Source organism: Caballeronia humi, assembly GCF_001544475.1.
In the GTDB taxonomy this organism is placed as follows: Bacteria; Pseudomonadota; Gammaproteobacteria; order Burkholderiales; family Burkholderiaceae; genus Caballeronia; species Caballeronia humi.
Genome location: NZ_FCNW02000004.1, coordinates 99,346 through 112,000, shown reverse-complemented (window position 1 = coordinate 112,000; position 12,655 = coordinate 99,346). Strand labels below are relative to the sequence as shown.

Below are 12,655 nucleotides of genomic sequence, written 5' to 3'. Positions count from 1 at the left end.
TTTGAGACGTGAGCGCCGCACCGAACGCGCCGCGCCTCGTCGCGCGAGTTTCGTAACACCCGTCCAACTCCGACACAAAGGGTAAAACATGGTCTCGTCGAAAATCATGCGCTGGGCAATGGCGTTCCTTGTCCTGTGCGGCCTCAATGGCGTGGGCCAGGCGCTCGCCGCCGACGTCGCCTACAAGATCGTGACCGGCCCCGAGCGCGGCACGTATATCCAGATCGGCCAGGATTTGTCGAAATGGGTCGCCGACCCGGCCGGTATCGACCTTGAAGTGCTGGCCTCCAAGGGATCGGCGGAGAACGTCCAGCGCATGCGCTATGAACCGAACGTGAAGTTCGCGCTCGTGCAGTCGGACGTGTATCAGGCCTATGTCGACATGGCGACCTCCGGCAACGCCGATGCCGGCAAGATCATCCAGCCGCTTCGGCTCATCATGCCGCTCTACGACGAGGAGATCTATTTCGTCGTGCGCTCGGATTCGCCGCTCAAATACATCCATGAAATCAAGGACAAGAACATTAGCGTCGGGCTGATCGGCAGCGGTACGGCACAGTCGGCGGCGACGCTTTACCGGCTGATGTTCGGCGAGCCGATCCCCGAGCAGAACGCGCAGCACTTCAGCAACGAAGACGCGCTCGCGAAGCTGATCGTGCGCAAGATCGACGTGGCGATCGTCGTGGCCGGCCAGCCCGCGAAGCTTTTTCAGGACATGAACCCGGAACTCCTGCAGCAGATCAAGCTGCTGCGCCTCGATCCGAGCGCACCCGAAACCGCGCGCGCGAAGCAAACCTACTTCCCCGCGACGATCCGCACGACGAGCTATCCGAACTGGATTCAGGAAGAAACGCCGACGCTGACCGTGAAAGCGTTCCTCGTGACCTACGACTATGGGCTGAAGGGCACGGTCGGCACGCTGACGAAGTTTGCTGATTCGCTGTGCACGAATTTCGACAATTTGCAGGCCAACGGCCATCCGAAGTGGAAACAGGTGCATCTCGAATTGCCTGCGCTCGGACGCGGCTGGAAATACTATCCGCCGATGGAAAAGCGGCTGCGTTCCTGCATCGCGCACAGGACGGCCGCCGCTGCCGCCGATGCGGCGCCGAAGAGCGCGGCGCGCCAGCAGGCGGATACGACGCAGCGCGTGCGCAAGCAGGCTTGTACGGCGCAAGAGAAGGTGCTGATGCTGTGTGACTGAGGTGGTTTAGCGCCTGAGCGCCGGCATCAACTCGGCCAATCGGCTAAAGCCGGCGCGAATCGTTTCGACGTTCGCGCCGCCGTAGCCGATCAGCACGCCCTGCTCGCGACGTTCTCCCGCATAAAACCCGCCGATACCGTAAATTCCGACCGACACGCCGTGCGCGGCGTTCACGACGTCGTCTTCCTGCCACGGCGCGGCTAAACGCGCGACGAGATGGATTCCGGCCGTCGCGGGCATCGGTTCGAACGAATCGGCGAGTTCGCCCGTCAGCAGACCGATCAGTGTTGCCCGCCGTTCCGCATACGCCTTGTGCATTCGGCGCAGGTGTTTCGCGAACTCCCCGTTGAGCATGAAGGTGCCGAGCGCCGTCTGCGTCAGCATGCAACTGTGCCAGTCGCCGGTGCGCTTGGCCGTCCAGAGCGGTTCCGACAGCGATGCCGGCGGCACCACGTAGCCGATCCGCAAGTCGGGGAAAATCGTCTTCGAAAACGTGCCGACGTAGGCCACGAGACCCGCGCGGTCCAGGCTTTTCAACGATTCCACCGGCCGCCCCTCGAAACGAAACTCGCCGTCGTAATCGTCCTCCACGATCACGGCCTGGCGCCGCTTCGCCCATTCCAGCAATTCGATGCGTCGATCGAGGCTCATCGGCATGCCGAGCGGAAACTGATGCGACGGCGTCACGTAGACGAGCCGCGTGTTCCTCGGCAGCCGCTCGACTACGATCCCCTCGCGATCCACCGGCACGTGCGCGATTTTCGCGCCGAGCGCGGCGAAGAGCGCGCGCGCCGGCGGATAGCCCGGCTCTTCCAGCGCGACGGTATCGCCCGGCTGCAGCACGACGCGCGCGAGCAGATCGAGCGCCTGCTGCGCACCCTGCGTCACGACGACGTCCTGCCAGTTGCACACCACCGCGCGACTGAACGCCAGATAGCGCGCGATGCCGAGCCGCAACTCCTGCTCGCCGCCCGGCTCGCGATACCCGCCCACGCCGCTGCCCGCGCGCTGCTGCGTGCGCAGCCCCTGGTTGATGCAGCGGCGCCAGACGTCCCACGGGAAAAGCGTCTTGTCGGTGACGCCGCCCTTGAAGTCGTAGGCGAACGCGGGGCCCGAAACTGGCAGCGGAATCGACATATCCTGTGGCATCGCGCTCCAGATCCCGGCCGCGCGCGCCTTCGCCGACGATGGCTCTTTTGGCGCGGTCGGCAGGCGCGTGAGTCCTTCGGCGACGAACGTGCCGTCGCCGGCGCGCGTCGTCAGGAAGCCTTCGGCGATCAGGCGCTCGAAGACGTCGAGCGTCGTTTTTCGGGATACGCCGAGTTGCGTGGCGAGATCGCGCGTGGACGGCAGTCGCGCGTTAGCGGCGAGCCGCCCTTCGATGATGCCCGCGCGTAACTGCCGGTAAATCTGGCCAGTGAGATCGCGCCTGCCTTCCAGCGTGACGTGGATATCCATTTCAGTGAGGCGGTCCGCCGAAAATCTGCGAGCAGAGGATTTTGCCCATGTCGGTCAGGCGCGCGGTGCCGGTGCCCTCCTCGCTGAACGTCGTCTCGACGATTCCGCCATCGGCGAGCGCGGTGAGTTGCCGGCGCAGCGCGCTCATCGGCAGGTTGGCTTGCTTCGAGAGCTTTGCTAGCGACCAGGCGTCGTTGGGCTTTTCTCGTTCCGCGCGCCAGAGTTGTGAGAGCAAGGCGGCGAGGGCTGGATCGATTTCTTCGGTCATTCGGATCGGTTCCTTTGTCGTCTGGAGTTAGCGCCGTTGATTGGAGTTGGCGCTTGAGTCTCAGTCTGGCCCCATGCGCTTATTCCACTTTCATGCGACGAAGTTGCGGTCGGCCTCGACGCCTTACTTTGGTCCAATGCGCCCCAAATTCGGCCCCATGCAACGAAGTTGCCGTCGGCCAAGTTGGTGCTTTGGCGCTTGCCTTCAGCCATGCGAGCCTTACTTTGGCCCTAGCAACGAAGTGCGGTCGGCCGGAGGTTAGCGCTTTAGCGCATGCTTCGGCCCTATACACAAAGTTGCAGTCGCTTCAATGCTTGCTTCTCCCGTGCAACGAACTTGCTGTCAACCGGGGGCAGGCGCTGTTGGCCGCAGCCGGCGCGCTAGCGCCTTAATCTGATCCCATGCGCTTTGCTCCCGCCCCTTGCAACGAAGTCGCTCAAGCCATCTGCGCCACCAACTCACCGAGCGTCCGCAGCGCGCTTTCCGTCTGCGACGTCCACGGATAGCTGTAGTTCAGCCGGATAAAGTGGCGAAAGTCATTTTTCGTCGAAAACATCATGCCGGGGCCGATCGTGATGCCATGCCCGAGCGCCGCCTGATAAAGCCGCATTGAATCGACGCGTTCGGGCAATTCCACCCACAGCACATATCCGCCCTGCGGCGACGAAACACGCGTGCCCGCCGGAAAAAAGCGCAACACCATCGCGCTCATGATGCGCGCCTGCTGGCGATACGCCTTGCGCACCTGCCGCAGATGGCGGTCGTAGCCGTCCTGTCGCAGATAATCCGCGACCGCGACTTGCGGCACCGAAGGCGTCGTAAGTGTGTTGAGGAACTTGAGCTTTTCGACCTGCGCGCGATAGCGCCCCGGCATCGCCCAGCCGATCCGATAGGACGCCGTCAGGCTCTTCGAAAACGACGCGCAATGCAGCACCAGGCCCTTCGCATCGAAATTCTTGAGCGTCGAAGGCCGCGTCTCGCCGAAATAGAGCTCCTGATAGACATCGTTTTCGATCACCGGAATCTCGTGCGCGGCGAGCAGCGCGACGAGCCGCTCCTTTCTCGCATCCGGCATCTGAAAACCAAGAGGATTCTGAAAATTCGGCATCACCATGCAGGCGGCGATCGCCTGCTTTTCGATGATCTGCGCGAGCATGTCGATATCGATGCCGTCGGCGGGATGCGTCGGCACTTCGATCGCGCGCATGCCGAGGCGCTCGATCGCGTGGAGCATCGCGTAGTAGGTCGGCGACTCGACGGCCACCGTATCGCCCGGCTTCGCGACCGCCTGCAGGCTCAGGTTGATCGCTTCGGTCGCGCCGACAGTGATGATGATCTCGTCCGGATCGACCGGCACGCCGTTCTCGGCATAGCGGCGCGCGATCTGGCGAATCAGTTGGGGATTGCCTGGCGGCAGGTCGTCGATCAGGTTCCAGCTCGCGTGGCGTCGCGCGATCGCGTTCGCGTATTGGTTGATACGGCGCCAGGGAAAAAGCGTCGGATCGGGATACGGCGAGCCGAGCGGCACGGCGTCGTTCGCGCGGATGCTGCGCAACGTGGAAAGCACGAGCCGGCTCACATCGACCTCCGACGCGACCGCGCTCGTCTGCGCTTTCTTCCCAGCAGCACGCGGCGCGGCGAGTTCGCGAACGAAGTAGCCCGACTGCGGTCGCGTCTCGACGATGCCCCGGCTCTCTAGTAGCGCATAGGCATGCAGCACCGTCTTGATGCTCACGCCGTGCTGCTGGCTCGCATGGCGCACTGATGCGATCCGCTCGCCGGGCGCGAACACGCCGCGCTGTACGGCTTCCTCGATTTCGTTGGCAAGCTTTTCGTAGAGATTCAAGGTTTCTCGCGTACTCGGGATAACGCCAGTCTATGACAAATATCAACGAACTGTATCCCTCGGTTTTGCGGATTTCTGTGCGCCGCGGGAATTTCGGAACACAGTAGTCTTGAATCCATTGGCTATTTCGCCTGATCCCGGCCTCAAGATCATGAAAAAAACAGAAGCTCGCATCGAACCCTATACCCACCCGGCGGCTGGCTGGGGCGCGCTCAAGTATGTCGCGATCAACCTCATCAAGGAAAAGGTGACGGGCGGCAACTACCGCACGTTGTTTTCCCAAAACCAGCCGGACGGTTTCGATTGCCCGGGCTGCGCGTGGCCGGATCGCGAGCATGCATCGACGTTCGAGTTCTGTGAGAACGGCGTGAAGGCAGTGGCCGCCGAAGCGACGAGCAAGCGCGTGACGCCCGCGTTCTTCGCGCAGCACACGGTTTCGGAATTGATGGCGCAATCGGACTTCGAACTGGAGCAGCACGGCCGGCTGACCGATCCGCTGCTCTACGACGCCCTGAGCGATCGCTATGTGCCGATCGCCTGGGACGACGCGTTCGCGTTGATCGCCCGCCATCTCAACGCGCTCGACGATCCCGACCACGCCGCCTTCTACACCTCTGGCCGCGCGAGCAACGAAGCGGCGTTTCTGTATCAATTGTTCGTGAGAATGTTTGGCACGAACAACTTCCCTGACTGCTCGAACATGTGCCACGAAGCGACGAGCCGCGGCCTGCCGCACACGGTAGGCGTCGGCAAGGGCACGGTCACGCTCGACGATTTCGAGCACGCCGACACCCTGCTCCTCTTCGGCCAGAATCCAGCGACGAACCACCCGCGCATGCTCGGCGAACTGCGCGAGTGCGCGAAACGCGGCGCGACGATCGTCTCGATCAATCCGCTCAAGGAGCGCGGGCTTGAGCGCTTCGCTAGTCCACAGCACCCGGTCGAAATGCTCACGATGGGCAGTACGAAGATCAGTTCCGTGTTCATCCGGCCGAAAGTCGGCGGCGATTTTGCGCTGATCAAGGGAGTCGCCAAGCGCGTGATCGAACTCGACGACGCCGCCTTGCTGACCGGTACCGAACGCGTGCTCGACGTAGAGTTCATCGCCGAACATACCGTCGGGTTCGACGCCTTCGCCGCCGACCTGCGCGCCGAAAACTGGGCGTCGATCGTCGCGGAGTCGGGTGTGCCGATGGACGACATCCTGCAACTCGCTGATATCTACGCGAAGGGGCGTGCTGTCATCGCGACGTGGGGCATGGGCCTCACGCAGCACAAGAACTCCGTGCCGACGGTGCAGATCCTGTCGAACCTGATGATGATGCGCGGCAATATCGGCCGGCGCGGCGCCGGGCTGTGCCCGGTGCGTGGGCATTCGAATGTTCAGGGCGACCGGACGGTGGGTATCGAGGAACAGCCGACGCAGGAATTTCTCGACCGCCTCGGCGAGGTCTACGATTTCGAGCCGCCGCGCGAACACGGACTCGACGTCGTCAACACGATCCAGGCGATGCTCGACGGCCGCGTTAAGGTATTCATCGGCTTGGGCGGCAATTTCTCGATCGCGACGCCCGACACGCCGCGCTCCTGGCAAGCGATGCGCGCGTGCGACCTGACCGTTCACATCACGACGAAACTGAACCGCAGCCATCTCGTCCACGGTCGCGACGCGCTGATCCTGCCGACGCTCGGACGCACTGAGATCGACTGGCAGCGCGGCGTGGCGCAAGGCGTGAGCGTCGAGGATTCGATGAGCATGGTTCATATTTCGTACGGCATGAACAAGCCTGCTTCGCCGAATCTGCTGTCGGAAATCGCGATCGTCGCGGGGATGGCGCACGCGACGCTCGGCAGCGGCAAGGTCGACTGGCTCTCCCACGCCAACGACTACGCGCTGATCCGCGACGGCATTGCGCAGGTGATTGACGGTTTTCACGACTACAACGAAAGGCTGAAGCATCCTGGCGGGTTCCATTTGGGTGTGGCGTCACGCGATCGCGTCTGGAAGACGCCAAGCGGCAAGGCGCAATTCCTCGTGCATGCGATTTCCGTTGATACGCCGATCCATCGGGCACGCGCGCAGCACGGCGAACGCCTCCTCACATTGATGACGACACGCTCCCACGATCAATACAACACGACGATCTACGGTCTCGACGATCGCTATCGCGGCGTCTACGGCCAGCGGCGCGTGCTGTTCGCGAACCGCGAGGACATCGACATACTCGGCTTCGAACCCGGCGAGCGCGTGGACATCACGAGCGTGTGGGACGATGGCATCGAGCGGCGCGTCGACGGGTTTTTACTCGTCGAGTACGACATTCCCCGCGGCTGCCTCGGAGCGTACTACCCGGAAACGAATCCGCTCGTGCCGCTTTCCTCCATTGCAGATGGAGCCGGCACGCCGACTTCGAAATCAATTCCGGTGCTGTTGACGAGGGCGCTGGAGGTACTGGCGGCTTGAACAAGCAAAGCGGGAACCTCCTTACTTCGCCGGCGCGAGTTCCTTCTGCTCCTCGACATCGCCCGGAACCGGCACCACGCCCGACGGCCCGGCCTCGCGCGGCTGCAGCAATAGCGCGACGAGCCCCGTCCAGCCGGTCTGATGCGATGCTCCGACGCCACGGCCGTTGTCGCCGTGGAAGTATTCGTGGAACAGCACGAGATCGCGTGAACGCGCGTCGGCCTGAAGCAGCGGATAGGCAGCCATCACCGGGCGCTCGCCGTTCTTGTCGAGCAGGAATAGCGTGGTGACACGGCGCGCGAGTTCATCGGCGATTTCGGAGAGCGAGAGCGTCGTGCCCGACCCGGTCGGATACTCGACGCGAAACTCGTCGCCGTAGTAGCGATGGAATTCGTACAGCGATTCGATCAGCAAATAGTTGACCGGCATCCACACCGGACCGCGCCAATTCGAGTTCCCGCCGAACACGCGCGAATTCGATTCAGCCGGCAGATACCGCACGCAGAAGCTGTCGCCGTTGTGGTGGAACACGAACGGCTCGTCGCGATGTACCCGCGACAACGCCCGCACGCCGTGCGCCGACAGAAATTCCGATTCGTCCAGCATGCGCTTGAGCAGCGCCTTCATCCGATGCCCGCGCAACAGCGACAGCAGGAGGCTATTGCCTTTGCCCGGTTGATTCCACCGAGACACGAGCCGCGCGAGATCTGGCCGATGTTCGAGGAACCACACGAGGCGGTCGCGCAGCCCCGGTAGATCGCCATGGACGCTCTGCTCCAGCACATGAACGGCGAAGAGCGGAATCAGCCCGACGATCGAGCGGATGCGCAACGGATAATTCGTGCCGTCAGGCAGGCGCAGTTTGTCGTAGAAGAATTCGTCCGGCGTGTCCCATAGTCCGGTGTCGCAGCCGTCCTCGCAACTGACTGCTTCCGCGATGTACAGGAAATGCTCGAAAAACTTCACAGCGATATCGACGAAGACATGGTTTGCGTAGGCAAGTTCGAGCGCGATACGCATCAGGTCGAGCGCGTAGGCCGCCATCCACGCGGTGCCGTCGGCTTGATCGATGTGGCCACCTGTCGGTAGCGGCGACGAACGGTCGAAGATGCCGACGTTGTCCAGGCCCAGGAAACCGCCTTGGAAAATGTTGTGACCGTCGGCGTCCTTGCGGTTGACCCACCACGAGAAGTTAAGCAGCAACTTGTGGAACACCAGTTCAAGGAAGTCGCGATCGCCTTTTCCGGTGATCGCACGATCGATTTCGTAGACACGCCACGTGGCCCACGCATGCACTGGTGGATTGGCGTCGCTGAACGCCCATTCGTAAGCCGGCAACTGGCCGTTCGGATGTTGATAGCGGTCCTTCACCAGCAGCAGCAACTGACGCTTTGCGAACGCCGGATCGATCAGCGCGAACGCCGCCGCGTGAAACGCGAGATCCCATGATGCGTACCACGGGTATTCCCACTTATCGGGCATCGACACGATGTCCGCGTTGCACAGATGCCGCCAATCGGCGTTACGCCCATGCCGGCGGCCCTTGGGCGGCTTCGGTTGCGCGGGATCGCCGTCCATCCAACGTGTGACGTCGAACTGGTAGTACTGCTTCGACCACAACATACCCGCGAGCGCTTGCCTTTGGACGAGGCGTGCGTCGGCATTGTCAATATCGGCTTGCAGTGCCGCGTAGAACGCGTCGGCCTCCGCGATGCGGCGCGCAAAAAGCGTGTCGATATCGAGCGGCACGACGTCCGGCGCCGACTCCGGCCGCCAGCGCATCACCACGATTGCGCGGCCGTGCGCTTCCAGCGTCAAATGCACATGCGCCGCTGCGCGCGTGCCCGACGTGCGGCTCACGGCGTCTTGATCGTGCTGCACGATGTAGTCGTTGAAGCCGTCCTTGAACGGGCCCGCGCCGTCCATGCTGAACAGGCGCTTGACGTTGGTTTCGTTTTCGCAGAAGAGCCACGTCACGTCCGCGCCATTCGCCGATGCCGTGACGATCATCGGCTCGTGCCCGTCATGCCGCGCGACGAGGTGCGGCTCTGAATTCGTCATCATGGTCAGCGACGGCTTCTTCGACGCAGCCTTCCACGACCACGTATTGCGCGCCCAGATGATCGGCAGCACGTCGATCGCGGCTTCGTCCGAGGCGCGGTTCTCGACGGTCACGCGCATCACAATGTCGTCGGCCGTGTGCTTCGCGTATTCGACCTGGACGTCGAAGTAGCGGTTGTCATCAAATACGCCAGTGTCTAGCACCTCATACTCGGGCAGATCGGGACCGCGACGTGCGTTTTCGCGAATCAGGTCATCATACGGATACGCGCCCTGAGGGTACTTGTAGAGCATGCGCATATACGAATGCGTGGGCGTGCCGTCGACGTAGAAATACAATTCCTTCACGTCTTCGCCATGGTTGCCCTGCGCGTTGGTGAGTCCGAAAAGGCGCTCCTTCAGGATCGGGTCGCGGCCATTCCAGAGCGCGAGCGAGACGCACCAATTCAATTTATCGTCACCGAAGCCGGCGATGCCGTCCTCACCCCACCGGTACGCCCGACTGCGCGCGTGATCGTGCGGAAAATAGTCCCATGCGGTGCCGTTCTCGCTGTAATCCTCGCGGACGGTACCCCACTGGCGCTCGCTGAGATACGGCCCCCAGCGCTGCCAGCGGGCGCACTCGCTGGAATGGAGCCGGGCACCTTCGATGGTGTCGAGAAGGCTGGTGGCGCGCAGAGGTGGCATGGATATCTCCTTCGTACTGAACTTCAGGGTTTCCCACCGCGGAAAGACCCACAATCTAGCGCTTTTGGCCGGTGACGTGTTTGACCAATGCTTAACGGAAAACTTAGCGAAGCCGCAGTGTCGCTCATAACACTGGCGAACGGGTATCGATGAAAACTCATAACCGCCATGATGAAATTTCGCTGGACAGCCGAAAGCTCGGTATTGCTAACATCGGCCCCGTCGATTGAACAAGGCACGCACATGAACACAGGCACCCCTCACGCACATCGGTCATCGTCTGCCGATCAGCTTCTCCATTCGCAGCAGTTCCCCGAGCGACCACGCCTGGCACGGCGTGCCGCCGGGCATATGCGGTGCGTCGCCATCTGCCACTTCGCAAATGTGATCGAGGCCGCCATGATCCAAATGCGCGTAGAGCGGCGCGAGGAAGCGCTCGCACACGCCTTGCGTCCCATGCAGCCTGATCCACGCTTCGATGAACGGGCCGATGAGCCACGGCCACACCGTGCCCTGGTGATAGGCCGAATCGCGTTCAAAAAGACCACCACTGTAGAGCCCGCGATAAGCCCGGTCGGAGGGCGCGAGTGTGCGCAGCCCAAGCGGTGTGAGCAGGTGCGCTTCGACTTGAGCGACCACGGCATTTGCGGCCGCGCCGTTGAGCAACGCGAACGGCAAGCCGCCCACAGCGAAAATCTGGTTCGGACGAATCGAGCGGTCGATTTTTCCCGGCTCGTGATCCACATCGACGACGTCGAACAGCGCACCGGTCGACGGATCGACGAAACGCTGTTCGAACGAGCGCCGGGCGCGCGCTTCGAGTTCGCTCCAGTTCGGGTTCCAGCCGCACGCGATGCGCAGCGCATTGATCCAGAGCGCTTGCACTTCGACCGGCTTGCCGATGCGCGGAGTCACCACCCAGCCGTCGACTTTCGCGTCCATCCACGTCAGTTGCACGCCCGGCACACCGGCGCGCACAAGGCCGTCGTCATCGACCGCGATGCCGAAGCGCGTGCCGCGCGTGTAACCGTCGAGAATGGCGTCGACGGCGCGTTGCAACCGGCTACGGGTCGCGGCGAGCGCGTGATCTGTCGCGAGGTAGTCGTGCACGGCCACCGCGAACCACAGCGATGCATCGACCGAGTTGTATTCCGGCATTCCGCCGCGGTCGGGAAAGCGATTCGGCAGCATGCCGTCGGAGAGCATGTCGGCCCATTCGAGCAGGATCGATTCGGCGTATTGAAGCCTTCCCTGTGCGATCAGCAGGCCGCGCATCGAGATGAACGTGTCGCGGCCCCAGTCGGTGAACCACGGGAAGCCCGCGAGGATCGTGTGCCCGTCGCCGCGCGCGATAACGTAGGCATCGGCGGAACGCTGGAGGCGCGAGCCAAGCGCGGCGCGGCGATCCTGTTCGTTTTCGGCCAGTTGGGCTACGCGGTCGCGCACGGGCCTCGCCGTGCCTGTCTCGGCACTCAGTACCATTACCGCCTCGCCTTGCGTCAGGTCGAACGAAAAGACGCCAGGCGTCGCGAGATCCTCGGTGAATTCGAGGCCCCGCTCCCGCTCGCGCACATAGCAGAAATTGCGATACCAGTCGGGCGCATGGACATACACGCCATTCGTCGATGCCACGACGATAGGCAAGCCGCCGTACGGCCGCCAGCTCACGCGCTCGCCGTCAACATGCGCGTCGAAGCCGAACGCCGGATTCTCGTGATGCATCGAGTGATAGTCGCGGCACGAGAGGAGCGGACGTACGTGCAGCGTCGCGGAGCCAGGTGCGTCAGCGCCTTCAAAGCGCCATCTCAATACTGTTTCGCGACTCTCTTTGGCGACAAACACTTCCGCGATGACCACGGACCGCTCGTTGATTCGGAAACGCCAAGTGGGCCAAGGCCTGGTGTCAAAGGAAAGGAGGCTGGCGGAGCCGTCGGGATAGATCACATCCGGCGCATAGCACTGCATCGTCAGCGGAAAGCGCGTGCCGTTCAAGTCGAGCCAGGCCTCGACGCCGTTCACGAGCACGACGCGGCCCGTCGGCGGCTGCGTCGCGGTGAGCAGCAGCGCGTGATAGCGGCGTGTGCGCATGATGCCGACCGTGCCCGAAGCGAAGCCGCCGAAGCCATCCGCTTCGAGCCATTCGTCCTCGAGGCGTGCGCGATCAAAAGGCTGTTCGACGCGCGTCATGACGCGGCCTGCCTGCGATATTCGGCCAGACCTTTGCGCGCTTCCTGGCGGATCTTGTCTTGTACGAACGACGTCCCGCCGAGCAGCCAGCCTTTCAGGCCCAGCGCCTGCCGGCTCCAGCGCCAGAGATCGAAGGTATCGGTGTGTTCGACGATCAGGCCCTCGCGGATCGCAAACTTCGAGTGGATTTCGTTGATCACCTTGCGTCTGGTGCGCGAAAACAGATATGTCGCGACGCAGCTCGCGGTAGCCGTCTGGCCCGAAGCCCTGATGTCGCTGTACGTCAGAGAAAAGTCCGACGCGCGTGCGAGCAGCATGCGCCACATGTCGCCCGCTTCGCGGCCGCGCAGGGTGCCGAACACCGGGTCTTCGAAGCGGATGTCGTGCGCGTAACACGCCGCCATCGCTTCGGCGTCGAGGTCCTGAAACGCGCGGTAGAAGCGCTCGATCAGTTCGGTGTTCGGATTGGCCATATTCATC

The 12,655-nt window shown here is 62.8% G+C and carries 8 protein-coding genes; 2 read left to right on the top strand and 6 right to left on the bottom strand.

From position 1 onward, the window contains the following. Positions 1 to 118: 118 nt before the first annotated feature. On the top strand, positions 119 to 1,204 hold the full coding sequence (locus tag AWB65_RS06820; protein WP_374729734.1) for a TAXI family TRAP transporter solute-binding subunit: 1,086 nt from the start codon (positions 119 to 121) through the stop codon (positions 1,202 to 1,204). A 6-nt stretch (positions 1,205 to 1,210) separates the two neighbouring features. Here the strand turns inward: AWB65_RS06820 and pdxR are convergent, their stop codons facing one another. The 3 genes from pdxR to AWB65_RS06805 form a co-directional block, all read right to left on the bottom strand. Then, complete coding sequence (gene pdxR / locus AWB65_RS06815; RefSeq protein WP_087666418.1) at positions 1,211 to 2,662, bottom strand: MocR-like pyridoxine biosynthesis transcription factor PdxR; 1,452 nt, start codon at positions 2,660 to 2,662, stop codon at positions 1,211 to 1,213. 1 nt (position 2,663) lies between these two features. Next, positions 2,664 to 2,930 (bottom strand): helix-turn-helix domain-containing protein, encoded by a 267-nt coding sequence (locus AWB65_RS06810; protein WP_087666417.1) that lies wholly within the window; start codon positions 2,928 to 2,930, stop codon positions 2,664 to 2,666. Positions 2,931 to 3,366: 436 nt separating this feature from the next. Then, the gene (locus tag AWB65_RS06805; RefSeq protein WP_087666416.1) at positions 3,367 to 4,776 is read right to left on the bottom strand and encodes an aminotransferase-like domain-containing protein; all 1,410 of its coding nucleotides are present in this window, start codon (positions 4,774 to 4,776) and stop codon (positions 3,367 to 3,369) included. Between the two features lie 151 nt (positions 4,777 to 4,927). On the opposite strand from AWB65_RS06805, the gene AWB65_RS06800 reads away from it, so the two are divergent. Next, positions 4,928 to 7,240: an FdhF/YdeP family oxidoreductase gene (locus AWB65_RS06800; protein WP_087666560.1), complete on the top strand. Its 2,313-nt coding sequence runs from the start codon at positions 4,928 to 4,930 to the stop codon at positions 7,238 to 7,240. Between the two features lie 21 nt (positions 7,241 to 7,261). Here AWB65_RS06800 and AWB65_RS06795 read toward each other — a convergent pair whose 3' ends face one another. The 3 genes from AWB65_RS06795 to AWB65_RS06785 form a co-directional block, all read right to left on the bottom strand. After that, on the bottom strand, positions 7,262 to 9,988 hold the full coding sequence (locus tag AWB65_RS06795) for an MGH1-like glycoside hydrolase domain-containing protein (protein ID WP_087666415.1): 2,727 nt from the start codon (positions 9,986 to 9,988) through the stop codon (positions 7,262 to 7,264). Positions 9,989 to 10,261: 273 nt separating this feature from the next. Further along, positions 10,262 to 12,175, bottom strand: a complete 1,914-nt coding sequence (locus tag AWB65_RS06790; protein ID WP_087666414.1) for an amylo-alpha-1,6-glucosidase — start codon at positions 12,173 to 12,175, stop codon at positions 10,262 to 10,264. Then, complete coding sequence (locus AWB65_RS06785; RefSeq protein WP_087666413.1) at positions 12,172 to 12,648, bottom strand: nuclear transport factor 2 family protein; 477 nt, start codon at positions 12,646 to 12,648, stop codon at positions 12,172 to 12,174. The genes AWB65_RS06790 and AWB65_RS06785 overlap by 4 nt, the downstream gene beginning before the upstream one ends. Positions 12,649 to 12,655: the final 7 nt, after the last annotated feature.

Coding starts and splice junctions, on each gene's coding strand:
- AWB65_RS06800 (WP_087666560.1), top strand. CDS start 4,928: ATGAAAAAAACAGAAGCTCGCATCGAACCCTATACCCACCCGGCGGCT.
- AWB65_RS06790 (WP_087666414.1), bottom strand. CDS start 12,175: ATGACGCGCGTCGAACAGCCTTTTGATCGCGCACGCCTCGAGGACGAA.
- AWB65_RS06795 (WP_087666415.1), bottom strand. CDS start 9,988: ATGCCACCTCTGCGCGCCACCAGCCTTCTCGACACCATCGAAGGTGCC.
- pdxR (WP_087666418.1), bottom strand. CDS start 2,662: ATGGATATCCACGTCACGCTGGAAGGCAGGCGCGATCTCACTGGCCAG.
- AWB65_RS06810 (WP_087666417.1), bottom strand. CDS start 2,930: ATGACCGAAGAAATCGATCCAGCCCTCGCCGCCTTGCTCTCACAACTC.
- AWB65_RS06785 (WP_087666413.1), bottom strand. CDS start 12,648: ATGGCCAATCCGAACACCGAACTGATCGAGCGCTTCTACCGCGCGTTT.
- AWB65_RS06820 (WP_374729734.1), top strand. CDS start 119: ATGGCGTTCCTTGTCCTGTGCGGCCTCAATGGCGTGGGCCAGGCGCTC.